Annotated in this window: 18 protein-coding genes, 1 other RNA gene and 4 pseudogenes; 8 read left to right on the top strand and 15 right to left on the bottom strand. The window is 66.0% G+C overall.

The window, feature by feature from the left end; translation table 11 throughout:
* Nucleotides 1–6: 6 nt before the first annotated feature.
* The 12 genes and pseudogenes from IDM45_RS06695 to gyrA all read right to left on the bottom strand — a co-directional run bounded on the left by IDM45_RS06695 (nucleotide 7) and on the right by gyrA (nucleotide 15,774).
* Complete coding sequence (locus tag IDM45_RS06695) at nucleotides 7–372, bottom strand: Na+/H+ antiporter subunit C (protein ID WP_209422153.1); 366 nt, start codon at nucleotides 370–372, stop codon at nucleotides 7–9.
* Nucleotides 372–3,341 carry a monovalent cation/H+ antiporter subunit A gene (locus IDM45_RS06690; RefSeq protein ID WP_209422152.1) on the bottom strand — a complete coding sequence of 990 codons (2,970 nt, stop codon included), beginning with the start codon at nucleotides 3,339–3,341 and terminating at the stop codon, nucleotides 372–374. The genes IDM45_RS06695 and IDM45_RS06690 overlap by 1 nt, the downstream gene beginning before the upstream one ends.
* 86 nt (nucleotides 3,342–3,427) lie before the next feature.
* On the bottom strand, nucleotides 3,428–3,832 hold the full coding sequence (locus IDM45_RS06685) for a ComEA family DNA-binding protein (protein ID WP_233457479.1): 405 nt from the start codon (nucleotides 3,830–3,832) through the stop codon (nucleotides 3,428–3,430).
* A gap of 84 nt (nucleotides 3,833–3,916) precedes the next feature.
* The gene (gene lapB / locus IDM45_RS06680) at nucleotides 3,917–5,071 is read right to left on the bottom strand and encodes a lipopolysaccharide assembly protein LapB (protein ID WP_209422151.1); all 1,155 of its coding nucleotides are present in this window, start codon (nucleotides 5,069–5,071) and stop codon (nucleotides 3,917–3,919) included.
* Nucleotides 5,061–5,369 carry a LapA family protein gene (locus IDM45_RS06675; protein WP_209422150.1) on the bottom strand — a complete coding sequence of 103 codons (309 nt, stop codon included), beginning with the start codon at nucleotides 5,367–5,369 and terminating at the stop codon, nucleotides 5,061–5,063. Before IDM45_RS06675 ends, lapB begins: the two co-directional genes overlap by 11 nt.
* Before the next feature lie 127 nt (nucleotides 5,370–5,496).
* Nucleotides 5,497–5,793, bottom strand: coding sequence for an integration host factor subunit beta (locus tag IDM45_RS06670; protein ID WP_209422149.1), 297 nt, complete (start codon nucleotides 5,791–5,793; stop codon nucleotides 5,497–5,499).
* Nucleotides 5,794–5,938: 145 nt separating this feature from the next.
* Nucleotides 5,939–7,624 carry a 30S ribosomal protein S1 gene (gene rpsA / locus IDM45_RS06665; RefSeq protein ID WP_209422148.1) on the bottom strand — a complete coding sequence of 562 codons (1,686 nt, stop codon included), beginning with the start codon at nucleotides 7,622–7,624 and terminating at the stop codon, nucleotides 5,939–5,941.
* A gap of 162 nt (nucleotides 7,625–7,786) precedes the next feature.
* Nucleotides 7,787–9,811, bottom strand: coding sequence for a bifunctional 3-phosphoshikimate 1-carboxyvinyltransferase/cytidylate kinase (locus IDM45_RS06660; RefSeq protein ID WP_209422147.1), 2,025 nt, complete (start codon nucleotides 9,809–9,811; stop codon nucleotides 7,787–7,789).
* The gene (locus tag IDM45_RS06655; protein ID WP_209422146.1) at nucleotides 9,811–10,695 is read right to left on the bottom strand and encodes a prephenate dehydrogenase; all 885 of its coding nucleotides are present in this window, start codon (nucleotides 10,693–10,695) and stop codon (nucleotides 9,811–9,813) included. Before IDM45_RS06655 ends, IDM45_RS06660 begins: the two co-directional genes overlap by 1 nt.
* A 1-nt stretch (nucleotide 10,696) precedes the next feature.
* Nucleotides 10,697–11,794: a prephenate dehydratase gene (gene pheA, locus IDM45_RS06650; protein ID WP_209422145.1), complete on the bottom strand. Its 1,098-nt coding sequence runs from the start codon at nucleotides 11,792–11,794 to the stop codon at nucleotides 10,697–10,699.
* Between the two features lie 95 nt (nucleotides 11,795–11,889).
* Nucleotides 11,890–12,998, bottom strand: a pseudogene (serC, locus tag IDM45_RS06645) (3-phosphoserine/phosphohydroxythreonine transaminase).
* Nucleotides 12,999–13,092: 94 nt separating this feature from the next.
* Nucleotides 13,093–15,774, bottom strand: coding sequence for a DNA gyrase subunit A (gyrA, locus tag IDM45_RS06640; protein ID WP_232654236.1), 2,682 nt, complete (start codon nucleotides 15,772–15,774; stop codon nucleotides 13,093–13,095).
* Nucleotides 15,775–16,012: 238 nt separating this feature from the next.
* Here gyrA and ompA point away from each other — a divergent pair, with 238 nt between their 5' ends.
* From ompA to IDM45_RS06610, 6 genes and pseudogenes are all read left to right on the top strand, one after another.
* Nucleotides 16,013–16,681: an outer membrane protein OmpA gene (gene ompA / locus IDM45_RS06635; RefSeq protein ID WP_209422144.1), complete on the top strand. Its 669-nt coding sequence runs from the start codon at nucleotides 16,013–16,015 to the stop codon at nucleotides 16,679–16,681.
* A gap of 79 nt (nucleotides 16,682–16,760) precedes the next feature.
* The gene (gene ubiG, locus IDM45_RS06630) at nucleotides 16,761–17,474 is read left to right on the top strand and encodes a bifunctional 2-polyprenyl-6-hydroxyphenol methylase/3-demethylubiquinol 3-O-methyltransferase UbiG (RefSeq protein WP_209422143.1); all 714 of its coding nucleotides are present in this window, start codon (nucleotides 16,761–16,763) and stop codon (nucleotides 17,472–17,474) included.
* Entirely contained in the window at nucleotides 17,471–18,148 is a 678-nt protein-coding gene (locus tag IDM45_RS06625) for an HAD family hydrolase (protein WP_209422142.1), read from the top strand. The genes ubiG and IDM45_RS06625 overlap by 4 nt, the downstream gene beginning before the upstream one ends.
* Nucleotides 18,149–18,160: 12 nt before the next feature.
* Nucleotides 18,161–18,539: a transfer-messenger RNA gene (gene ssrA, locus IDM45_RS06620) on the top strand.
* 125 nt (nucleotides 18,540–18,664) lie between these two features.
* Nucleotides 18,665–19,615 (top strand): annotated as a pseudogene (locus IDM45_RS06615) (IS5 family transposase).
* 126 nt (nucleotides 19,616–19,741) lie between these two features.
* Nucleotides 19,742–20,476 carry a restriction endonuclease subunit S gene (locus tag IDM45_RS06610; protein ID WP_209422141.1) on the top strand — a complete coding sequence of 245 codons (735 nt, stop codon included), beginning with the start codon at nucleotides 19,742–19,744 and terminating at the stop codon, nucleotides 20,474–20,476.
* A gap of 56 nt (nucleotides 20,477–20,532) precedes the next feature.
* Here the strand turns inward: IDM45_RS06610 and IDM45_RS06605 are convergent, their stop codons facing one another.
* A complete protein-coding gene (locus IDM45_RS06605; RefSeq protein WP_209422140.1) occupies nucleotides 20,533–20,946 on the bottom strand; it encodes a PIN domain-containing protein in 414 nt (137 codons plus the stop codon).
* Nucleotides 20,943–21,185: a type II toxin-antitoxin system Phd/YefM family antitoxin gene (locus IDM45_RS06600; protein WP_209422139.1), complete on the bottom strand. Its 243-nt coding sequence runs from the start codon at nucleotides 21,183–21,185 to the stop codon at nucleotides 20,943–20,945. The genes IDM45_RS06605 and IDM45_RS06600 overlap by 4 nt, the downstream gene beginning before the upstream one ends.
* A gap of 157 nt (nucleotides 21,186–21,342) precedes the next feature.
* Between IDM45_RS06600 and IDM45_RS06595 the strand changes: the two genes are divergently transcribed.
* Both IDM45_RS06595 and IDM45_RS06590 read left to right on the top strand, forming a co-directional pair.
* A complete protein-coding gene (locus IDM45_RS06595; protein WP_209422138.1) occupies nucleotides 21,343–21,726 on the top strand; it encodes a hypothetical protein in 384 nt (127 codons plus the stop codon).
* Between the two features lie 12 nt (nucleotides 21,727–21,738).
* A pseudogene (locus tag IDM45_RS06590) lies at nucleotides 21,739–22,913 on the top strand (IS4 family transposase).
* Nucleotides 22,914–22,923: 10 nt separating this feature from the next.
* Here IDM45_RS06590 and IDM45_RS17575 read toward each other — a convergent pair.
* A pseudogene (locus IDM45_RS17575) lies at nucleotides 22,924–23,331 on the bottom strand (integrase core domain-containing protein); the annotation flags it as partial.
* Between the last annotated feature and the right edge of the window lie 22 nt (nucleotides 23,332–23,353).

The raw sequence follows: 23,353 nt of genomic DNA, 5'->3' as shown, positions 1-23,353 counted from the left end.
GAGCGGTCACGGCATCTCCTGGCTGTCATGGGCGTGCGTGCCGTCCACGTGGTCGGTGCCGCTGATGCCGCGCGAGGCCAGCAGCACCACCAGGAACAGCGCCGTCATGGCAAAGCCGATGACGATGGCGGTCAGCACCAGGGCCTGGGGCAGCGGGTCGGCGTAGTGCTGCAGGTCGGTCGGCACGCCGGGTGCGAGGACGGGCTCCTGCCCCTCGGCCAGGCCCAGGCGGCCCATGCTGAAGATGAACAGATTGACCGCATACGACAGCAGCGACAGGCCCAGGATGATCTGAAAGGTGCGCGGGCGCAGCAGCAGCCACACGCCCGAGCCGGTCAGCACGCCAATGGCCAGGGCCAGTATCAGTTCCATCAGCGTGCCTCCCGCACGGGTGTCGTGTCGTCGTCGTAGCTGACCAGTGTCGCCATGGCCAGTTGCTCTTCCTCCAGCAGCCGGGCATGCCAGCGGTGGCTGCGTACCGACTGGTGGGCAATCGCCGTCAGGATCAAGAGCGTGCTGCCGACTACCAGTGCAAATACCCCGGCGTCGAAGAACAGGGCGCTGGCGATGTGTAGTTCGCCGACTACCGGCAGTTGCAGCGATGCCATGTGGCTGGTCAGGAAGGGGTAGTCCAGCACTACCGCGCCCAGGCCGGTGCCCAGCGCCAGCAACATGCCGGTGGCGATCCAGCGGCGCGGGAACAGGCGCATGTGCGCCTCCACCCATTCGGTGCCGGAGATGATGTACTGCAGCACCAGCGCCACGGAAAACACCAGCCCGGCGACAAAGCCGCCGCCTGGCCTGTCGTGCCCGCGCAGGAACAGATAGATCGATACCAGCGCCGTGAAGGGCAGCAGCAGGCGCACCAGCACTGCCGGCACCATCAGGTAGCCGATGGCGGTGTCGGCGGCGTTGCGCGGATTCAGCAGGTCGGTCTGCAGGTCGGCGGGCAGGTAGCGCTGCTGCTCGGGCAGATCCATGGCCTCGCCGGCGGGGCGAAAGCGCCGCAGCAGCGCATAGACCGTGAGCGCCACCACGCCCAGCACGATGATCTCGCCAAAGGTGTCGAAGCCGCGGAAGTCCACCAGCATGACGTTGACCACGTTGGCGCCGCCGCCCTCGGGCAGGGCGCGTTCCAGGAAGAAGGTCGAGGTGCTGTCGGCAAATGGGCGGCTCATCATGGCAAAGGCCAGCCAGGCCATGCCGCCGCCTGCGGCCAGGGCGATCAAGAAGTCGCGTAGGCGGCGCGCGCGGGCGATCAGGGCGTGGGAGTCGGCCGCCGGCAGGGTGGCGTCGCGCCTGGGTAGCCAGCGCAGGCCCAGCAGGAACAGCACCGTGGTCACCACCTCTACCGACAGCTGGGTCAGCGCCAGATCGGGTGCCGAGAACCACAGAAAGGTGATGCACACGCACAAGCCCGCACCGCCCATGAAGACCAGCGCTGCCAGCCGGTGGTATTTGGCCTGCCAGGCCGTGGCCAGCGCGCACATGGCGCCCAGCAGCCACAGCAGTGCAAACGCGGGCGACAGCGGCAGTTGTGGGCGCACTGCGCCCTGCGTACCCACGGCAGGCAGCAGCGGCAGGGCGGCTGCGGCCAGCGTGGCCAGCACCAGCCACAGCATCTGCCATTGCAGCCGCCGGGTGGACAGCAGGCGCCGTGCCCGGCGGCTGCCATTGGTGGCCCAGGCCAGCAGCCACTCGAAGATGCGCTTGCCGCTGACGCGCGCCACCAGCGGCGCAGCCTCGACGCGCCCGGCCTCGCGCTGGCGGCGCAGGAACAGGTACAGCGCCGTGCCGCCACCCAGCGCCACGAAGCTCATGACCAGCGGTGCATTGACGCCGTGCCACAGTGCCAGGCTGAAGGGCGGCAATTCGCCGCCGACCACCGGCAGGGCGGCGGCGTCCAGGTAGCGGCCTATGGCCCAGGCCGGGAAGACGCCCACCACCAGGCAGATCAGCACCAGCAGCTCGACCGGCACGCGCATCCAGTGCGGCGGCTCGTGCGGCTCGTGCGGCAGGTCTGTCGCCGGCGGCCCGCCGAAGACATCGACCACAAAGCGCAGCGAATAGGCCACGCTGAACATGCCGCCCAGCGTGGCCGCTGTGGGCAGTGCCATGCCGACCAGGGGCGAGACGTCCAGATAGACCGTCTCGGCAAAAAACATTTCCTTGGACAGAAAGCCGTTGAGCAGGGGCACCCCGGCCATGGCGGCGCTGGCCACGGCAGCCAGCGTGGCGGTGATGGGCATCATCAGGCGCAGGCCCGACAGGCGGCGGATATCGCGCGTGCCGCTTTCGTGGTCGATGATGCCGGCGGCCATGAACAGCGAGGCCTTGAAGGTCGCGTGGTTGATGATGTGGAACACGGCGGCCACGGCGGCCAGGCGGCTGTTCAGTCCCAGCAGCAGCACGATCAGGCCCAGGTGCGAGATGGTCGAATACGCGAGCAAACCCTTGAGGTCGTTTTGGAACATGGCCGCGTAGCCGCCCACCAGGAAGGTACATACGCCAGCGCCGCCGACCAGCCAGAACCAGGCCTCGGTGTCGCCCATGACGGGCCACAGCCGCGCCAGCAAAAACACCCCGGCCTTGACCATGGTGGCCGAGTGCAGGTAGCTCGACACCGGCGTGGGCGCAGCCATGGCGTGCGGCAGCCAGAAGTGGAAGGGAAACTGCGCGCTTTTGGTGAAGGCGCCCAGCAGCACCAGCACCAGTGCCGTCAGGTACAGGGGATGGGCGCGCAGCAGCTCGGCGGATTGCAGCACGTGCTCCAGGTCGTAGCTGCCGACGATGTGGCCCATGACCAGCACGCCGGCCAGCAGGCACAGGCCGCCCGAGGCCGTCACGGTGAGCGCCATGCGCGCGCCGCGCCGGGCGTCCTCGCGGTGGTGCCAGTAGCCGATCAAGAGAAAGGAGAACAGGCTGGTCAGCTCCCAGAAGAAGACCAGCACGATCAGGTTACCCGACAGCACCACCCCGGCCATGGAGCCCATGAAGGCCAGCAGGAAGGAGAAAAAGCGCGGAACCGGATCGGCCGGCGACATGTAGTAGCGCGCATACAGCACCACCAGCGTGCCGATGCCGAAGACCAGCATGGCGAACATCCAGGCAAAGCCGTCCATGCGGATGGTCAGCTGCAGGCCCAGCGCGGGCAGCCAGTCGATGTCCTGGCGCAGCACGCCGCCATCTTCGATGGCCGGGAAGGACAGGGCTGTCCAGACAGTGCAAAAAAGCGCGATCACTCCGGCCAGGGTGGATTCGGTATTGCGCGCGTTGGCCGGCAGCACGGCAGCCAGCAGGCTCCCGGCGAAGGGCAGCAGGACAAGGAAGACCAGGGACATAGGAGCGCGCATTTTAGGGGCAGGCGCGCCCCGGCCCTGCTATGAAAAGCAAAGCGGTGGGCGCGCTGCCGGTACGGGCCGCCCGCTCAATTGCCGGGAAATTGCGGGTGGCTCGCCAATGCCAGCCCGCGCAGGCCATCCTCAGCGCCGGGTGGCGCGGCAGGCCCGGGCCAAGCCTGGCCCTGCACGCGCAAACCCTGCTCGGACAGCCGGGCCGCCGTCGCCGGGCCTATGCCCTTGACCCGGCCCAGAAAATCCCCCCAGTCATCAAAGGTCTTGGCCCGGCGCGCCGCCAGGATGCGTCCGGAAATGACCGGCCCGATGCCGATCAGGCCATCGAGCTGGGCCTCGCTGGCCTGGTTGACTTCCAGCGTGGCGCTGGCCGGGGTCGGTTGCGGCCCGGCTGCCCCAGCCGGCCCGGCCGGCAGCAGCCAGAGCATGGTCAGCAACAGCCCGCCCAGCAGCACAGTGAATCTGGTACGCAAGCGCATGACGGCAACCTCCCGCAGGGTGTGGATGAAGCCCGCAATGTGCCTGCGTGGCGCCGGCGTGGCAATGACGCGGCAGTGGCGGCGCTACAACTCCTCGACGCGCCGCGCCGGGTAGCTGTCCCAGCTCTGGCAGCCCGGACACTGCCAGAAATGCTGGCGCGCCTCGAAGCCGCAGGCCGCACAGCGGTAGCGCGTCAGGGGCCGACTGGCGTGCTCCAGCGCGCGCTGCACCTGCGGATGGAACTGCTGCTGGGCCAATTCTTCGCCGGCCAGCCAGCGGGTGGCGGCGACCAGCGAAGGCTCGTGCTCCAGGTGGCGCACGTACCAGTTGCGCGCCTGCGTGCCGTTGGTGCCGGCGCTCTCCAGGGCCACGATGGCGTCCAGCAGATCCAGCGCCGGCATGTCCTGGTAGCGCTGCACCAGCAGGGCGTGGGCCGCGTCCAGCTGCCCGCTGGCGCTGGCCACTTCGACCAGCAGCGCAGCCGCCAGCGGCAAGGCCGCCGGGGCGGCCTCGGCCAGCTCGTGCAGCACGTGCCAGGCGGCGCCAGCGTCGCCCATGCGCTGGTGCAGCCGGGCCAGCTCGATGCGCGCGCGCGCGGCCTGGGGAGCGGCTTCGACGGCCTTGTGCAGCAGGGTCTGGGCGGCTTCGAGTTCGCCCCGGGCAGTGCAGGTCAGGGCCTGTTCGCACAGGTAATGCGCTTGGCGTGTGCCGAAGTCGCCCTGCTGCGCGGCCTGCATACGCCGGGCGATGTCGCTGGCGTGCGGCCAGTCGCGCGAGCGCTCGTAGATGGCCAGCAGCGCCATGCGCGCCTGCGCCTCGAAGGGCGTGCCCTCCAGGCGGCGCAGGGCGTCTTCGGCGCGGTCGAGCAGTCCGGCCTTGAGAAAGTCCAGCGCCAGCGCGTGCTGGGCGCGTTCGCGGTCGGCGCGCGAGAGGTCGCCGCGCGCCAGCAGATGCTCATGCACGCGCACGGCGCGGTTGTATTCACCCCGGCGCCGGAACAGGTTGCCCAGGGCAAAGTGCAGCTCGGTCGTGTCCGGGTCGTTCTGCACGGCCTCGATGAAGGCGTCGATGGCCTGATCCTGCTGTTCGTTGAGCAGATAGTTCAGGCCCTTGAAATACGCCTTGGGCGCGCGCCGGCTGTCCTGGCGCACCTGGCGCAAGTCCAGCCGAGAGGCCAGCCAGCCCAGGCCGAAGGCGATCGGCAGGCCCAGCAGGATCCAGTTCAGGTCAAAGTCCATGCAGCGGCGACGGCACCAGGGCGGCTTCGGTCTCGGGAGTGGGGGCGGCTGGCGACTGCGCTGGCGCTGGGGCGCTGGCGCGGCGTGCGGCGCTGCGGTGGCTCCACCAGCGCGGCACCATGCCCAGCGCACCCACCGCTACGCCCAGGGCAAAGGCACTGAGTACCACCAGCACCAGCGGCGCCGTCCAGTGCGTGCCGAAGAAGAAATGCACGGTGGCGCTTTGCTGGTTGTTCAGCGCAAAGGCGAACAGGGTAAAAAAAATGGCTGCCTTGAGCAGCCACAGGAGGTATTTCATTGCAGACATCGCTTCGTCAGGCCGGCGCCATTTTACGGGTACCGGATGTTTTCAATGAAATCTGCCTCAAACCCTTGTCTAGCAAGCGTTGGGAGCTATATTTTGAGGAGCATCCGTGATGGTGCTCTCATGGCTGCGGGCTGGCGCCCTGATCGACCGCTTCACGCAAGGCCTTGCCGGGCTTGAAGTGCGGCACGCGCTTTTGCGGGATGGGCACGGCCTCGCCGGTGCGTGGGTTGCGGCCCATGCGCGGCGGGCGGTGGGTCACGGAAAAACTGCCGAAACCCCGGATTTCGATGCGCTGTCCGCTCACCAGAGCATCGCTCACGGCATCCAGGATGGTCTTGACGGCCAGCTCGGCATCGCGCTGCGTGAGCTGGGCAAAGCGCGCCGCAAGTTCATCGACGAGATCGGATCGGGTCATGCTGCTGGCCTGTACGAAAGTGGGAGGGCATGAAGAGAAACGGGCACCCCAGGTGCCCGCTGCGAAGGCCGGCGCAGGAGCAACGGCCAGAACCGGGTCGAGAGGCGCAGGCCGCGAGCAGCCTGTGCCTTGACCGGGGTGTGGATTACTTGTCCGAGCTGTCCAGCTTGGCGCGCAGCAGAGCACCCAGGCTGGTCGTGCCGGCGTTTTCCTTGGCCGACTGGGCCGACAGGTGGGCCATGGCGCCTTGCTCGTCGGCCATGTCCTTTTGCTTGATGGACAGCTGGATGTTGCGCGTCTTGCGATCGACGTTGACCACCACGGCGCTGACCTCGTCGCCTTCCTTGAGCACGTTGCGGGCATCTTCCACGCGGTCGCGCGAGATTTCCGAGGCGCGCAGGTAGCCCACGATGTCGTTGCCCAGGTCGATCTCGGCGCCGCGTGCGTCCACGGTCTTGACCGTGCCGGTCACGACCTGGCCCTTGTCGTTCACCGTCACGAAAGTCGTGAACGGATCCTGGTCAAGCTGCTTGATGCCCAGGCTGATGCGCTCGCGATCCACATCGACGGCCAGCACGATGGCCTCGACTTCCTGGCCCTTCTTGTAGTTGCGCACGGCGGCTTCGCCGGGCTCGTTCCAGGACAGGTCGGACAGATGCACCAAGCCGTCGATGCCGGCAGCCAGGCCGACGAAGACGCCGAAGTCGGTGATCGACTTGATGGGGCCCTTGACGCGGTCGCCGCGCTTGGTGTTCTGCGCGAATTCCTGCCAGGGGTTGGCCTTGCACTGCTTCATGCCCAGGCTGATGCGGCGCTTGTCCTCGTCGATGTCCAGCACCATGACTTCGACCTCATCGCCCAGGGACACCAGCTTGTTGGGCGCGACGTTCTTGTTGGTCCAGTCCATCTCGGAGACGTGAACCAGGCCTTCGATGCCGGGCTCCAGCTCCACAAACGCGCCGTAGTCGGCGATGTTGGTGACCTTGCCGAACAGGCGTGTGCCCGAGGGGTAGCGGCGCGACACGCCCAGCCAGGGGTCGTCGCCCATTTGCTTGAGGCCCAGCGAGACGCGGTTCTTCTCGGTGTCGAAGCGCAGGATCTTGGCGGTGAGTTCCTGGCCGGCGTGTACCACCTCGGAGGGGTGGCGCACACGGCGCCAGGCCATGTCGGTGATGTGCAGCAGGCCGTCGATGCCGCCCAGATCCACGAAGGCACCGTACTCGGTGATGTTCTTGACCACGCCGTTGACGATGGCGCCTTCCTTGAGCGTCTCCATCAGCTTGGCGCGCTCTTCGCCCATCGAGGCCTCGACCACGGCGCGGCGCGAGAGCACCACGTTGTTGCGCTTGCGGTCGAGCTTGATGACCTTGAACTCCAGGGTCTTGTTCTCGTAGGGGGTCAGATCCTTGACCGGGCGCGTGTCGATCAGCGAGCCGGGCAGGAAAGCGCGGATGCCGTTGACCAGCACCGTCAGGCCGCCCTTGACGCGGCCCGAGGTCGTGCCGGTCACGAAGTCGCCCGACTCCAGCGCCTGCTCCAGCGCCAGCCAGGAGGCCAGGCGCTTGGCGGTGTCACGGCTCAGGATGGTGTCGCCGTAGCCGTTTTCGATCGAGCCGATGGCGACGGAGACAAAGTCGCCCACCTGGACTTCGATCTCGCCCTGGTCGTTCTTGAATTCGTCGATGGGCACATAGGCTTCGGACTTGAGGCCGGCGTTCACGACGACGAAGTTGTGCTCCACGCGCACGACTTCAGCGGTGATGACCTCGCCCGGGCGCATTTCCGTGCGTTGCAGCGACTCTTCGAACAGGGCGGCAAAAGATTCAGACATGTGGTTCCTTGGCCACGAGACAGGTTTCCACGGGCACCATTGCCCGTGTTGCTATGGCTGTCTGTGGGGGTGTTTGCGGCTGTTGCGCCGCAGGGGTTGAAGGTGGCAAACCGCCCGGGGCAAAGGCCGCCGGGAGGGCGAAGAACCAGCCTTCGGGTGTGCTCAGAAGGGCTGGCGCGCCTGCCACCAGTCCAGCACCTGCGCCGTGGTCTGATCGACCGACAGCAGCGAGTTGTCCAGCGGCAAGGCGTCTTCGGCGGGCTTGAGGGGCGAGGCGCTGCGGCTTGCATCGCGCGCGTCGCGCGCTTCAAGGTCTGCGCGAAGGTCGGCAATTGTACTGACAATGCCCTTGGCAATCAATTGCCTGTGCCGCCGCTCGGCGCGCACGGCGGCGCTGGCGGTGAGGAAGACCTTGAGCGGCGCGCCAGGGAAGATGGCCGTGCCCATGTCGCGCCCGTCGGCCACCAGGCCGGGCAGGCGGCGAAAGGCCAGTTGCAGCGCCACCAGTGCCGCGCGCACCTGGGGCAGGGCGGACACGCGCGAGGCGTTCATGCCCACTTCCTCGGTGCGGATGGCCTCGGTGATGTCGTCGCCGGCCAGCCAGATGCGGCCAGCGTCGAAGCGCACCGGCAGGCTGCGCGCCAGCTCGGCCAGTTGCGACTCGCGTTGCGCCTCGATGGCGATGCCGGCGCGCATGGCGGCCAGCGCCGTGGTGCGGTACATGCTGCCCGAGTCCAGGAAGTGGTAGCCCAGCTGTTGCGCCACGCTGGCCGCCAGCGTGCCCTTGCCCGAAGCCGTGGGGCCGTCGATGCAGATGACCGGGATGCACTCGGGCGCGGCCTGAGCCACGGAAAACAGCGCTTCGAAATAATCCGGAAAGGTCTTGCCCACGCAGCGCGGGTCTTCGATGCGCACCGGCAGCCCGGCCGGGTTGAAGGCGGCGAGCGAGAAACACATGGCGACGCGGTGGTCGTCATAGGTGTGGATGCTGGCGGCGCGCCAGTCGGCCGCAGCGCGCAGGGGATGGACGCGCAGCCAGTCGGCGCCTTCCTCCACGCTGGCGCCCAGCTTGCGCAGCTCGCGCGCCATGGCGGCGATGCGGTCGGTCTCCTTGACGCGCCAGCTGGCGATGTTGCGCAAGGTGCTCGGGCCGTCGGCGTACAGCGCCATGACGGCCAGCGTCATGGCCGCGTCGGGGATGTGGTTGCAGTCCAGCTCGATGGCCTTGAGCGGCCAGGCGCCGCGCTCGACCTGCAGCCAGCCGGGGCCGCCCTGCACGCGCGCACCCATGGCCTGCGCGGCTTCGATGAAGCGGATATCGCCCTGGATGGAATCCAGCCCGACGCCCAGGATTTTCAAGGGATTTTGGCTGCCAGGCGGCGCCGCCAGTGCGCCAAGTGCTATGAAATAGCTAGCGGAAGAGGCATCTGCCTCGACATGGATGCTGCCGGGCGAGGTGTAGCGGCTGCCCGCCGGAATGGTGAAGCGCTGCCAGCCGTCGCGCTGCACGGCGATGCCAAAGCGCGCCAACAGCTCCAGCGTGATGTGGATGTAGGGCTGGGAGATCAGCTCGCCCACGACCTCGATGGCGATGGCCTGCTCGCGCGCCGCCAGCGGCAAGGCCAGCAGCAGCGCCGTCAGGAACTGGCTGGATACGTCGCCGCGCACGCGGATCGGGGCGTCCAGCGCCAGCGGCGGCACGCCCGCGCCGTGGGCGATGCGCAGCGGCGGATAGCCCTCCTGGCCCAGGTAGTCGATGGCGCAGCCGAGCTGGCGCAGCGCATCGACCAGGTCGCCGATGGGGCGCTCGTGCATCCGCGCGATGCCCGACAGCTGGTACTCGCCGCCCAGCAATGCCAGCGCCGCCGTCAGCGGGCGCATGGCAGTGCCGGCGTTGCCCAGGAACAGGCTGGCGGGCGAGTGCGGCTCGCGTCCGCCCAGGCCGGTGATATGGACTGGGGCGCTGGCCGGGTTTTGCGGCTCCTGCACGTCGCAGCCGATCTGGCGCAGCGCATCGAGCATGACGCGCGTGTCGTCCGAGGCCAGCAGGTCATGCACCTCGGTCGTGCCCTCGCTCAGGGCGGCCAGCAGCAGCACGCGGTTGGAGATGCTCTTGGAGCCGGGCAGCCGGACGCTGCCGCCAGCGCCGAGCAGCGGCGGTACATCGAGAAACGCAGTGGTGTACATCAGTGATCCGAAGGCAGGGCGGCATCGCCCAGGCGCCAGCGCGCACGCGAGGTGCTGGCCAGCGTGATCAGGTCTTGCAAAAGCTGGGCATCCCCGGCGCGCATGGCCTGCTGGAACTGCTCCAGCGCGCCGGCGAAGTGCTGCGCCTGCGCCAGCACCTGCTCGCGGTTGGCCAGCAGCACGTCACGCCACAGCACCGGGTCGGCGGCGGCAATGCGGGTGAAGTCGCGAAAGCCCGGCCCGGCCATGGCCAGCAGGCGCTCGGCGTCGGGCTGGGCGTTGATGCCGCCCATGGTGGCAAAAGCCAGCAGGTGGGGCAGGTGGCTGACGGCAGCCAGGGCAGCATCGTGCAGCTCGGGCGCCATGCGGGCGACCCGGCAGCCCAGCGCGCGCCACAGGTCTTCGGCGCGCTGGAGCTGGGTGGCCAGGGTGCGCTCGGTGGGCGTCAGGATGACCTGGGCGCCCTGGTACAGCCCGGCGTCGGCGTGCTCGACCCCGGCGGCCTCGCGCCCGGCAATCGGGTGGGCCGGCACGAAGGAGCCGATGCGCTCGCGCAGCGCATCCTGCGCGGCCTGCACCACATCCGTCTTGGTCGAGCCGACATCCATGACCAGCGTCTGCGGCGTGACCAGGTGCCGGATGGCCTTGAGCGTCGCTCCGGTGGCGGCTACCGGCACGGCCAGCAGCACCAGATCGGCTCCGGCCACGGCCAGCAGGGCCGAGGGCGCCTCGATGTCGATCACGCCCATCTGGCGCGCCCGCTCGGTGGTCGAGGGCGATTTGCTGTAGCCCACCACGCGCTGCACCAGGCCGGCGCGCTTGCACGCCAGGGCGAACGAGCCGCCCATCAGGCCGCAGCCAATCAGTCCCAGTTGCTCGAACATGTCACGCTGCCACGGGGTAGGTGCCCAGCACCTTGTAGAAGGCGGCGAGCTGCTGCAGCTCGCCCAGGGCGGCGGCCACGTTGGCCTGCGCCGGATGGCCCTCGATATCGATGTAGAAGTAATACTCCCACTGGCCGGTGCGCGCCGGGCGCGACTCGAAGCGCGTCATGGACACGCCGTGCTTCTTGAGCGGCACCAGCAGGTCATGCACTGCCCCTGGGCGGTTGGGCACGGAGATGATGATGCTGGTGCAATCCTTGCCCGAAGGCGCAGGCGTCGCCAGCGTGTGCGGCAGGCAGATGATGGCAAAGCGCGTGCGGTTGTAGGCGTCGTCCTGGATGGCGCGCGCCACCACATGCAGGCCGTATTGCTGCGCTGCGCGTTCGCTGGAAATGGCGGCCCAGGCCGGATTGGTGGCGGCCAGGCGCGCGCCTTCGGCGTTGCTCGATACCGGGCGGCGCTCGGCGTGCGGCAAGTGCTTGGCCAGCCAGGCGTGGCACTGCGCCAGTGCCTGCGGGTGCGCCAGCACGGCCTCGATGCCCTCGGCCGAAGGACTTTGGCGCAGCAGGTTGTGGCGCACCAGCAGGCTGACCTCGCCGACCACATGGCAGGGCGTGTGCAGAAACATGTCCAGAGAGCGCGTGACCACGCCCTCGTTGGAGTTTTCCACCCCGACCACGCCATACTGCGCGCCCCCTGCCGCCGTGGCGTGGAAGACTTCGTCGAAGCTGTTGCAATACATCAGGTCGGCTGCGCCGCCGAAGTATTCGATGGCCGCAGCCTCGCAGAACGTGCCTTCCGGGCCGAGTACGGCCACGCGCTGGGGCGACTCCAGCGCCAGACAGGCCGACATGATCTCGCGCCAGATGGCCGAGACATGCGCGCCCTTGAGCGGGCCGGGGTTGGCGGTGGTGATTCTTTCGATGACCTGGGCCACCCGATCCGGGCGGAAAAACGGCGTGCCCTCGCGCTTTTTCAGCTCGCCCACTTGCTCGGCCACCCGGGCGCGCTGGTTGAGCAGGGCAAGGAGCTGCTGATCGAGGCTGTCGATCTGCACACGCAGGCTGGCAAGGTCGGGCGAGGCGGAGGGTGTGGTCATCGGTGGGCAGGGCGGGGCTGGCGGGGCCGGGTGGCCCGCGCTGGCACTCGTTCGTGGTCTGTTGGAAGGGCGACTGGCTGCAGGCGCTGGCGGGATCAGGCGTGCAGCCGCTCGAATTCTTGCATGTAGGCGATCAGGGCTTCGACACCCGCCATGGGCATGGCGTTGTAGAGACTGGCGCGCATCCCGCCTACGGACTTGTGGCCCTTGAGCTGCAGCAGGCCGCGCTCGCGCGCGCCGGTCAGGAAGGCGTCGTTGCGGCTCTCGTCGCGCAGGAAGAACGGGATGTTCATGCGCGAGCGTGCGTTGGCTGCGACCTTGTTCAGGTACAGCTGCGAGCCGTCGATGTAGTCGTACAGGCGCTGCGCCTTGGCCTGGTTGCGCAGCTCCATCGCGGCCACGCCGCTGGCGTTGCCCTCGCGCTGGCGCCTGAGCCACTGGAAGGTGAGGCCGGCGATGTAGATGCCCCAGGTGGGGGCGTGTTGTACATGGAGCGGTTGTCGGCCACCAACTGGTAGTCGAAGGCACTCGGGCAGGCCGGCAGGGCGTGGCCCAGCAAATCCTCGCGCACGATGACCAGCGTCAGGCCGGCGGGGCCGAGATTTTTCTGCGCGCCACCGAAAGCCAGGCCGACGCGCGACCAGTCCACCGGGCGCGAGGCGACATGCGACGAAAAATCGATGACCAGCGGTGCATCGCTGCCCAGGGCCTTGAGGTCGGGCAGCTCGTGGTATTCGATGCCGTGGATGGTCTCGTTGCTGCAGATGTGGACATAGCTGGCGCCACGGCTGAGCTGCCAGCTGGCCGGGTCGGGCAGGGTGGTGAAGCTGCTGTCTTCGCTGGAGGCGGCGGTGTGTACCTCGGCGGCGTATTTCAGCGCTTCCTTGCGCGACTTCTGGCTCCAGGCACCGGTGACCACGAAGTCCACCGTGGCAGCGCGCGACAGGTTCAGCGGCACGATGGCGTTCTCGGCCAGGCCGCCGCCCTGCATGAACAGGATCTTGAAGTGCTCGGGCACGGCCAGCAGTTCGCGCAGGTCGCTTTCCGCCTGCTCATAGATGGCGATGAACTCCTTGCCCCGGTGGCTCATCTCCATGACGCCCATGCCGCTGCCGTGCCAGTCGAGCATCTCGGTGGCGGCGCGTTGCAGCACTTCTTCGGGGATGGCCGCCGGGCCGGCGGAGAAGTTGTAGGGACGATTCATATGGAAAATTTGAATGAAATACTGCTTTTGACCAAGCTGGGCAAGCGCTGGTAGCTATATTTTTAATAGCTTACAGACAGAGCGATCCGGCGGCTCATTCCTGCGCTGGCGGCTGGGCGGAGTCTTCCTGGCTGCCGGCCGGTGTGTCGCTGCCCTGCGTATCGCCCTGTACATCGCCTTCAGCATCGCTTTGCGCGTCGTTTTCCACGATGCGCTGCAGACCGGACAGGCGTGCGCCGTCGTCCAGCGCGATCAGCGTCACGCCCTGGGTGGCGCGGCCCAGCTCGCGGATCTCCGCCACGCGCGTGCGCACCAGCACCCCGGTGTCGGTGATCAGCATGATCTCGTCGTCCTCGCGCACCAGGGTGGCGGCGACGACGCGGCCATTGCGCTCGGATTGCTGGATGGCGATCATGCCCTTGGTGCCACGGCCATGGCGCGTGTATTCGCCAATCGGCGTGCGCTTGCCGAAGCCGTTTTCGGTGGCGGTGAGCACGGCCTGCGTCTCATCCTCGGCCACCAGCATGGCGATCACGCTCTGGCCCTCCTCCAGCGTCATGCCCTTGACGCCGCGCGCGTTGCGGCCCATGGGGCGCACGTCGTTCTCGTCGAAGCGCACGGCCTTGCCGCCGTCGGAAAACAGCATCACGTCGTGCTGGCCGTCCGTGAGCGCTGCGCCGATCAGATAGTCGCCCTCGTCCAGGCCCACGGCGATGATGCCGACCTTGCGCGGGTTGGAGAACTCCGACAGAGCCGTCTTCTTGACCGTGCCCATGCTGGTGGCCATGAAGATGTAGTGATCCTGCGGGAAGTGCCGCATGGCACCCGTGAGCGGCAGCACCACGTTGATCTTCTCGCCCTCTTGCAGCGGGAACATGTTGACGATGGGCCGCCCGCGCGAGCCGCGCGAGCCGGCGGGCACCTCCCACACTTTCAGCCAGTACATCCGCCCACGGTTGGAAAAGCACAGGATCCAGTCGTGCGTGTTGGCGATGAAGAGCTGGTCGATCCAGTCGTCTTCCTTGGTCTGCGTGGCCTGCTTGCCGCGCCCGCCGCGCCGCTGGGCGCGGTACTCGGACAGGGGCTGGCTCTTGATGTAGCCACTGTGGCTGAGGGTGACCACCATGTCGGTGGGCGTGATCAGGTCTTCGGTGGACAGATCCTGCGCGCTGTGCTCGATGGTGCTGCGGCGCGCGCCCAGGCGGGTCTGGCCGAATTCGGTGCGCAGGGCGGTGAGTTCGCCGCCGATGATGGTCGAGACGCGCTCGGGGCGTGCCAGGATGTCCAGCAGATCGTCGATCTGTGCCATGACATCCTTGTATTCGGCGACGATCTTGTCCTGCTCCAGCCCGGTGAGGCGCTGCAGGCGCATCTGCAGGATCTCCTGCGCCTGGGTGTCGGACAGCCGGTACAGGCCGCCGGTCTGCATACCGTACTCGCGCTCCAGGCTCTCGGGGCGGTAGTCGTCGGCATTCACGGTGCCGCCATCGGTGCGGGTGCGCGTCAGCATCTCACGCACCAGCTGGCTGTCCCAGGCGCGGCTCATCAGCTCGGCGCGTGCCACGGGTGGTGTGGGCGCCTGCCGGATGATGTGGATGAACTCGTCAATGTTGGCCAGCGCCACCGCCAGGCCTTCCAGCACGTGGCCGCGCTCGCGCGCTCGGCGCAGCTCGAACACCGTGCGCCGCGTGACCACCTCGCGGCGGTGCTGCAGGAAGACGACGATCAGATCCTTCAGGTTGCACAGGCGCGGCTGGCCATCGACCAGGGCCACCATGTTCATGCCGAAGGTGTCCTGCAGCTGGGTCTGCTTGTAGAGGTTGTTCAGCACCACCTCGGGCACTTCGCCGCGCTTGAGCTCGATCACCAGGCGCATGCCGGACTTGTCCGACTCGTCCTGGATGTGGCTGATGCCTTCGAGCTTTTTCTCATGCACCAGCTCGGCCATGCGCTCTTGCAGCGTCTTCTTGTTGACCTGGTAGGGCAGCTCATCGACGATGATGGCCTGGCGCTGGCCGCGGTCGATGTCTTCGAAATGCACCTTGGCGCGCATGACCACGCGCCCGCGACCCGTGCGATAGCCTTCCTTGACGCCGTTGATGCCGTAGATGATGCCGGCAGTAGGGAAGTCCGGCGCCGGCACGATCTCCATCAGCTCGTCGATCGTGGCCTCGGGGTGGCGCAGCAAATGCAAACAAGCGTCCACCACCTCATTGAGGTTGTGCGGCGGGATGTTGGTCGCCATGCCCACGGCGATGCCGGCGCTGCCGTTGACCAGCAGGTTGGGCAGGCGGCTGGGCAGCACCAGTGGCTCGGTTTCGCTGCCGTCGTAGTTGGGGCCGAAGTCCACCGTTTCCTTGTCGATGTCGGCCAGCATCTCGTGGGCGATCTTGGCCAGGCGGATTTCGGTGTAGCGCATGGCGGCGGCGTTGTCGCCGTCCACCGAGCCGAAGTTGCCCTGGCCATCGACCAGCATGTGGCGCAGCGAGAAATCCTGCGCCATGCGTACGATGGTGTCGTACACCGCGATGTCGCCGTGCGGGTGGTACTTGCCGATCACGTCGCCGACGATACGGGCGGACTTCTTGTAGGGCCGGTTCCAGTCGTTGTTCAGCTCGTGCATGGCGTAGAGCACGCGCCGATGCACGGGCTTGAGGCCGTCGCGTGCATCCGGCAGCGCCCGGCCCACGATCACGCTCATGGCGTAATCGAGGTAGCTGCGCCGCATCTCCTCTTCCAGGCTGATGGGTAGGGTCTCTTTGGCGAACTGATTCATGGTGGCTGACGAAAGGCTGGGCAGGCAGGACGGTAACCGGGCATTCTAGGCGCTGCGCCTTGTCGCAGTCGCGCAACATAATGCCGGGATTGCGCTGCAGTCCTACGGCTGGCACCCGGGCGGGCCGCCTCGTGCTTGTTACGTATGGCACAATGATTTCAGCGTTTTTAGTGATGGTCACTGACGACGTCCATTCAATTCGCAGCGCGGCTGCGCCTTTATCCCCAAGAGGAGAACCATGAAGAAACTGAACAAAGTGGCGATACTGTTGGCCTCTGCCGTGCTTGCTACCTCGGCTGGTGCCCAAATCAAGGCTGCCGATGGCGGCAAAACCATCGACAACTGGCAAAACGGCACGGGCGAGTTGGTCTGGAAAAACGGCACCAACGAGCTGTGCTGGCGTGATGCCAACTGGACGCCTGCCACGGCGGCCGAAGGCTGCGACGGAGCCTTGGTGAAGGCTGCTGCCCCGGCCCCCGCTCCTGCAGTGACCCCGGCTGCTCCGGTCGCAACGCCTCCGGCACCGGCTCCCGCGCCTGCGCCCGCTGCTGCCAGCAAGGTGACCTACGCCGCTGACGCTTTCTTCGACTTCGATAAGTCCGTCCTCAAGCCCGAAGGCAAGGCCAAGCTGGACGATCTGGTCTCCAAGGTCAAGGGCATCAACCTGGAAGTGATCATCGCCGTCGGCCACACCGACTCCATCGGCACCGACGCCTACAACCAGAAGCTGTCCGTGCGCCGCGCCGAAGCCGTGAAGGCCTATCTGGTCTCCAAGGGCATCGAGAAGAACCGCGTGTACACCGAAGGCAAGGGCGAGAAGCAGCCCGTGGCCGACAACCGCACCGCCGAGGGTCGCGCCAAGAACCGCCGCGTGGAAATCGAAGTGGTGGGCACCCGCGCCAACTGATCTTCGTTCAGTGACCAGAAAAAGCCCCGGCGACGGGGCTTTTTTTTCGTCTGCCTCGATTCGTGTAGACAATGCTGTCATGACCGAAAACGTGAACGCCGACCCTGCAGAGCTAGCGAAATTCTCCGAACTGGCGCACCGCTGGTGGGATGCGGATGGTGAATTCCGCCCCTTGCACCAGATCAATCCCTTGCGCCTCGACTGGATCGGCCAGCACCGCCCCCTGGCTGGCCAGTGCGTGCTGGACGTGGGCTGTGGAGGCGGCATCCTGTCGGACTCCATGGCGCGCAGCGGAGCCGACGTGCTGGGCATTGATCTGGCCAGCAAGGCGCTGCGGGTGGCGAAACTGCACGCGCTGGAGGCCCAGACACCCCGGGTCCGCTATCGGGAGATCAGCGTCGAGGCCCTGGCGCAGGAAGCTCCGACATCCTTCGATGTCGTCACCTGCATGGAGATGCTAGAACACGTTCCCGACCCGCAGTCGGTCGTGAAGGCCTGCGCCCTGTTGCTCAAGCCGGGTGGCTGGGCCTTCTTCTCGACCATCAACCGGAACCCGAAGTCTTTTGTGCAAGCCATCGTGGGCGCTGAATACATTCTCGGCATGTTGCCCCGGGGCACCCATGAATACGCAAAATTCATCCAGCCCAGCGAACTTGCCGCCGCCTGCCGCTCGGCAGGGTTGACCGTCGTGGATATGCGAGGCATGCAATACAACCCGATCACGGCCCGCTACTGGCTCAGCAGCGATACCAGCGTGAACTATTTGCTGGCCACCACAAGGCCTGCAGCATGAGTGCTCTCGACTGGAGCCGCACCCAGGCTGTGCTTTTCGATCTGGATGGAACCCTGATCGACAGCGCCCCCGATCTGGGGCGGGCGGCCAACAACTTGCGCATCGCACGTGGCCTGTCCGAACTGCCATTGGATAGCTATCGCGCCATGGCTGGAGCCGGAGCACGCGGCATGCTTGGCATTGCCTTTGGCCTGACCCCGGAGGATCTGCAATTCCCCGGCCTGCGTGAAGAGTTCTTCGACAGTTATGAGCGCTGCATCCACGACCAGACCCGGGTCTTCGATCAGATCGAGGAGCTGATCGCCCGTCTGGAAGGCAGCTCGCTTGCCTGGGGTGTGGTGACCAACAAGGCTAGCCGCTTCACGAGCCTGATCGCCCAGCGCATGAAACTGTTCGATCGTGCAGCCGTCATCGTGAGCGGTGACACCACCCCGCACATCAAGCCGCACCCGGCGCCGCTCCTGGAAGCAGTCAGGCATCTTGGCATTGCTGCGGACGGCTGCATCTACGTCGGCGATGACCTGCGTGACGTCCAGGCCGGCAAGGCAGCCGGCATGGGCACTGTAGCTGCCCTCTACGGCTACCTGGGGCAGGACGCCGAAGCCACGACCTGGGGGGCTGACGCCACCATCAATCAACCCCTCGAACTCTTGAACTTGCTGAAATTGACCTAAAATCGACTGCATGGGGCTGTCCTGGTTTCGACGTGGGTTCGGAATCGGAGTGGTGCATGTCGAGCTTGAGTGACGCTCGTAAATCTCCATTCGACAAAGTAACTGCAAACGACGAACGTTTCGCACTCGCCGCTTAAATACCGGTGAGCCTTGCAACAGCACGCTGATGGGCTGGGCAAGGGGGTAGCAATACCTCCCGGCTGCAAGGGAATTCACATCAGCTGGCCTTCTGCCGGGTACCTTGGCAGGGGGCGAGATCCAAGGGTACTGGCTTGCTGCACAGCGTGCGTCTGCGCGGTGCAGGAGGCGAGATTCAAATCAGAGCGCTAAACATGTAGATCTGCCCGAAGAAGGCTTGCGGACGCGGGTTCGATTCCCGCCAGCTCCACCATCCACCAAAAAAAAGGCCGCCAAGGAACACCACCTGGCGGCCTTTTTCATTGGTAAATCAGGCACTTACGCAGCAGGAAGGCTTTGTTGCACAAATCGCCTCGCTGCCACGCGCAGACTGACGGCGTGACAGAAGCGAAGAGAAGGCAGCGGAGCAAGTACCGCACGACGAACTGGAAAGCGTACAACGCGGCGCCGAAGGCGCGAGGCTCGCTGACGATGTGGCTGGATCAGGGCATGCAGTGGCTTGGCACGCCGAGTGGCAAGCGCGGACGCAGCCCGACCTTCTCGGACGCGGCCATCCAGTTCTGCCTGAGCATCAAGAGCCTGTTCGGCCAGCCCTTGCGCCAGGCGCTTGGCATGGTGCAAAGCCTGCTGCGGCTGGCCAAGCTGGACTGGCCAGTGCCTGACTTCAGCACGGTCTGCCGACGCCACAAGACCTTGCAGGTCGAACTCAGCTACCAGCGCCCCCAGTGGCCGCTGCAGTTGCTGGTGGACAGCACCGGCATCCAGTTCCTGGGCGAAGGTGAGTGGAAACGCAACAAGCATGGTGCCGAGTATCGGCGCGAATGGCGCAAAGTCCATCTGGGCATCGACGCCACGAGCCTGCAGATACGCGCCATCGAGGTGACCAGCAACGCCATCGGAGACGCACCGATGCTGCCCGAGTTGCTGGCCCAGATTGCCGCCGACGAGCCCATCGAAAGCGTCTGTGCGGATGGTGCCTACGACACGCGAGGCTGCCTGGACGCCATTGCCCAACGGCAGGCGATGGCGGTGATCCCGCCGCGCAAGAACGCCAGCCATTGGAAGAAGTCCAGTCCGGGCTGGGCGCACCGCAACGAAGCCATTGCTGCGTGCAAGCGCCTGGGTCGCAGCATCTGGAAGAAGTGGAGCGGCTAGCATCGACGCAGCCTTGTGCAGACGAAGATGCACTGCTTCAAGCGACTGGGCGAGCGTGTGACGGCGCGCACGTTCGAGCGCCAGGTGGTGGAGTTGCATGTACGCGTGGCCTTGCTGAATCGCTTCAGCCAGATCGGCCGTCCTCGAACCGTACCAGTGGCTGCCGTGGCATAGATCTGTCTGGGGTGGGGTCATGCCGTCTGCAACTCGATTTGTGCAACAAAGCCCATCGCCGGCTACCTGGATGCCGAAACCGCCCGCATCGACACGCTGATTCAGGAAAAGGAGGGGCTGATTGGGTTGCTGCGGGAAGCTCGCTTCAACCGCATCAGCGAACTGATTTCCGGGGATGGCTTGCCAGGGCGGGCGACAGATAACCCGTGGGTGCCGCAGTTGCCCGATGGTTGGTGGCTCAAACGGCTCAAGCATCTGGCCCAGGTGCGTTCCGGCCTGGCACAGGGCAAGGACACGGGTGATCGGCCGACGGTGGAACTGCCCTATCTGCGGGTGGCCAACGTCCAGGAAGGCCGTTTGGATTTGCGTGAGATCACGACCATGCCGGTTGAAGTGGACGCGGTGGAGCGGTTTTCTCTGCTGGCCGGTGATGTGCTCATGAATGAGGGCGGCGACTATGACAAGGTGGGGCGCGGAGCTGTGTGGACGGGCGAGATTTCTCACTGCCTGCATCAGAATCATGTGTTTGCCGTGCGCCCCATGCAGCAAGACTTGTCGGAATGGCTGGCTGCCATCACGCAGACCCAATACGCCAAGTTCTATTTCATGAACAACGCCAAGCAAAGCACCAACTTGGCATCCATCAGCCAAGCCAACGTGAAAGAGCTGCCGGTGTTGTTGCCACCGAAAGAACTGCGCGATGCCCTGCTCGAGAAAATGAAAGCAGAAGTGACAGCATTCGACACCCTCATCACCCACACCCAGGAAGCCATCGCGCTGCTGAAAGAACTGCGCGCCGCCACCATTGCCGATGCCGTGCTGGGCCGGGTGGATGTGCGGCAAATACTATCGAAACAATAGCTGTTCGCGCTTGATGGACGGGCACTAGAGGCTGATTTGATTCATATTTCCTGGCTTTATGCCTCGGCCCGCAGCCAGTTTTCCAGCGCCAGCCCCGGCACGCGGTGAAACTCGCCTTCGTTATCGGTCACCAGCGTGGCGTCGGCCGCCAGCGCCTGGGCGGCAATCCACAGGTCGTTGGCGCCGATGGGCTGGCCCTGGCGCTCCAGCTGGGCACGAATGCGGGCGTAGTGCCGGGCGGTGCTGGCGTCCACGCCCAGCAGCGGCAGGCGCTCGGTCAGTTCGTTCAGGCGCTGGCGGTTGCGTGCGGCCCAGGCGCTTTTCTCGGCGCCAAACTCCAGCTCGCCCAGCACCACGGTGGACAGCAGTAGCGCATTCAAGGGCGTGTGCTCCAGCTGCTGGCGCACGCCCGGTGCGCCCTTGAGCGCGGCAATCAGGATATTGGTGTCGAGCAGGTAGCGCGTGCTCATGGTGCGGCATCCAACGCGGGCAGGTCTTCGGCGGGAAGATCGGGCGGGGCTTGCAGGTCAAAGTCTGCACTGTCGCCCCAGAAGTCGGCAAAGGCATCGGCGGCCATGCGCGGGCGGGCGGGCACCAGCCGCGCCACCACCTTGCCGTGGCGGGTGATGTCGATCTCGGCGCCCTCATCCACCTCGGCCAGCAGGGCGGAAAAGCGGCTTTTGGCTTCGACCACGGTGACGTTTCTCATGGTGCGCTCCTTGAAAATGACCATATGGTCATATTATTGCGGCAATGCCCTTGGGCGGCAACCCGCCGGGCTGCGTGGCGGGTGTTGTCGGGATCGTGGGAACACGACCCGCATAATCTTTGCCAACATCTTTTGCTTTTTGCCACCCGTGTGCTCTATGCCCGCCATCCACACCGAAGCGCAGTTTGAAGATGAGGTTTGCCAGGCCCTGAAAGACCAGGGCTGGCTGATGGATGGGCCCTTGCCCTACCAGAAGGGGTTTGCCTACGACCAAGGCTACGACCGGCGCACGGCGTTGTTTCCCGAGGATGCCGTTGCCTGGGTGAAGGAGACGCAGCCCGAGGTCTGGGAAAAGTTTGCCAAGAACCACGCCAAGAACCCGGAAGGCGTGTTCATCCAACGGCTGGCCGAAGAGCTGGACAAAGACCGCCCGACGATCAGGAAAGACACGCCGCAGCTATGGGGCACGCTGTACGTGCTGCGCAAGGGCTTCAAGGCATCTCGTTATACACAACCCTCTACCATCCACATTTCTCCGTAAAGAAGCAAACCGATGAGCTGGGCAGCCCAAGAATTTGAAACCCTCGATCTGGGCGATGCACGGCTGAACAAGCGGGCGGTGCTGCTGGCCGAACGCCTGGCCGCCAAGCCGACGGCGAGCATCCCCAACGCCTGCAGCAATTGGACAGAGACGATTGCGGCCTACCGTTTCTTGAGCAACGACCGCCTGTCCTGGGAGGGCGTGATGCAGCCGCACTGGCAAGCCAGCGTCCAGCGCATTGCCGCGCACCCGCTGGTGCTGTGCCTGCAAGACACCACGGAGCTGGACTACAACGGCCAGCAAATGCAGGGCCTGGGGCCGCTGAGCTACGAAGCCCAGCGCGGCATGTACCTGCACCCCACTTACGTCATCACCCCGCAGCGTGAACCGCTGGGCGTGACCGACGCCTGGATGTGGGCACGCGAGCCCAAGCCGGTGAGCTGGACTATCCAGTCGACTATCTGGTGCGCTGCAAGCACAACCGCGTCCTGCCCGAAGGCGGCAAGCTGTGGCAAAACGTGATGGACAGCGCGCCACTGGGGTGCGTGCGCTTTGAGATTGCCGCCGGTCGTGGCCGCAAGGCGCGCAGCGTCAAACAAGAGGTGCGCGTGCGGCGTGTCGTTGTCAAGGACAGCCGCCAGGGCCGCATCGAAGTCAGCTGCCTGATAGCCACCGAGATCGATCCCCCGCCGGGAGTGCAGCCCGTGGTCTGGCGGCTGCTGAGCAACCGCCAGGCCGTCACCTTGGAGCAGGCCTGTGAGCTGATCGACTGGTACCGCGCGCGCTGGGAAATCGAGCTGTTCTTTCTGGTGCTCAAGGAAGGCTGCCAAGTCCAGCGCCTGCAGCTGGGCAACACGCAGGCGCTGCAAACGGCTCTGGCGCTGTACATGGTGATTGCCTGGCGCATCAACCGCTTGATGCGTCTGGGACGCACCCTGCCCGAGCTGCCCGCCGATCTGCTGCTGGAGACCCAAGAGTGGCACGCGGCGTTCATCTTGAACAAGAAAAAACCGCCCAAGGAGGTGCCCCAGCTCAATACGGTGCTGCGGCTGATCGCACAGCGCGGTGGGTTTCTGGCACGCAAGGGCGATGGTGAACCCGGCGCCAAGACGATCTGGCTGGGAATGCAGGACGTAGCGGCGTTTGTGGCCGGGGTGCGCTACATGCGCGAGGCCGGGCTGGGGTGAGTTGTGTATAACGAGATGGGTTGAGCCACACTTGAGCCACCGGCTGCCAATTGCGCGTTGCCCGGCCATTCCTGCGCTCAGGGCGCTCGCTTCTGGCCCGGGTGTAGGTGTCATGGCGCTGTTGCAAGATCGCCGTATCCAACCCCGCGTGGCGCTGGCTGGGTGTGACGAACCGAATCGCGCTGTGGCAGTGCTCCTTGTTGTGCCAATGCACAAAGCGCTGTACCCACAGGCGGGCTTGCTGCACATCGGCAAAGGGTTTGTCAGGGTAGGTCGGGGTGTATTTGAGCGTTCGAAACAACGCCTCCGAGTACGGGTTGTCGTCACTCACCGAAGGCCGACTGAACGAGGGCATGACGCCCAGCCGCTGCAGCGTGGCGAGCATCGTCGCGCCCTTCATGGCGCTGCCGTTGCCCGACGCTGCCGGCCACGACAGATGC

Source organism: Melaminivora jejuensis (assembly GCF_017811175.1).
Taxonomy (GTDB): domain Bacteria; phylum Pseudomonadota; class Gammaproteobacteria; order Burkholderiales; family Burkholderiaceae_C; genus Melaminivora; species Melaminivora jejuensis.
This window is presented reverse-complemented; position numbering and strand designations above follow the sequence as displayed.

Bases quoted from the DNA above. Each gene is read 5' to 3' on its own strand.
- IDM45_RS06600 (WP_209422139.1), bottom strand. From the start codon at position 21,185: ATGAGAAACGTCACCGTGGTCGAAGCCAAAAGCCGCTTTTCCGCCCTG.
- lapB (WP_209422151.1), bottom strand. From the start codon at position 5,071: ATGGACTTTGACCTGAACTGGATCCTGCTGGGCCTGCCGATCGCCTTC.
- IDM45_RS06670 (WP_209422149.1), bottom strand. From the start codon at position 5,793: ATGACCCGATCCGATCTCGTCGATGAACTTGCGGCGCGCTTTGCCCAG.
- IDM45_RS06625 (WP_209422142.1), top strand. From the start codon at position 17,471: ATGAGTGCTCTCGACTGGAGCCGCACCCAGGCTGTGCTTTTCGATCTG.
- IDM45_RS06685 (WP_233457479.1), bottom strand. From the start codon at position 3,832: ATGCGCTTGCGTACCAGATTCACTGTGCTGCTGGGCGGGCTGTTGCTG.
- IDM45_RS06655 (WP_209422146.1), bottom strand. From the start codon at position 10,695: ATGTTCGAGCAACTGGGACTGATTGGCTGCGGCCTGATGGGCGGCTCG.
- gyrA (WP_232654236.1), bottom strand. From the start codon at position 15,774: ATGAATCAGTTCGCCAAAGAGACCCTACCCATCAGCCTGGAAGAGGAG.
- IDM45_RS06695 (WP_209422153.1), bottom strand. From the start codon at position 372: ATGGAACTGATACTGGCCCTGGCCATTGGCGTGCTGACCGGCTCGGGC.
- IDM45_RS06605 (WP_209422140.1), bottom strand. From the start codon at position 20,946: ATGAGCACGCGCTACCTGCTCGACACCAATATCCTGATTGCCGCGCTC.
- ubiG (WP_209422143.1), top strand. From the start codon at position 16,761: ATGACCGAAAACGTGAACGCCGACCCTGCAGAGCTAGCGAAATTCTCC.
- ompA (WP_209422144.1), top strand. From the start codon at position 16,013: ATGAAGAAACTGAACAAAGTGGCGATACTGTTGGCCTCTGCCGTGCTT.
- IDM45_RS06690 (WP_209422152.1), bottom strand. From the start codon at position 3,341: ATGTCCCTGGTCTTCCTTGTCCTGCTGCCCTTCGCCGGGAGCCTGCTG.
- pheA (WP_209422145.1), bottom strand. From the start codon at position 11,794: ATGACCACACCCTCCGCCTCGCCCGACCTTGCCAGCCTGCGTGTGCAG.
- IDM45_RS06595 (WP_209422138.1), top strand. From the start codon at position 21,343: ATGCCCGCCATCCACACCGAAGCGCAGTTTGAAGATGAGGTTTGCCAG.
- IDM45_RS06660 (WP_209422147.1), bottom strand. From the start codon at position 9,811: ATGTACACCACTGCGTTTCTCGATGTACCGCCGCTGCTCGGCGCTGGC.
- rpsA (WP_209422148.1), bottom strand. From the start codon at position 7,624: ATGTCTGAATCTTTTGCCGCCCTGTTCGAAGAGTCGCTGCAACGCACG.
- IDM45_RS06675 (WP_209422150.1), bottom strand. From the start codon at position 5,369: ATGAAATACCTCCTGTGGCTGCTCAAGGCAGCCATTTTTTTTACCCTG.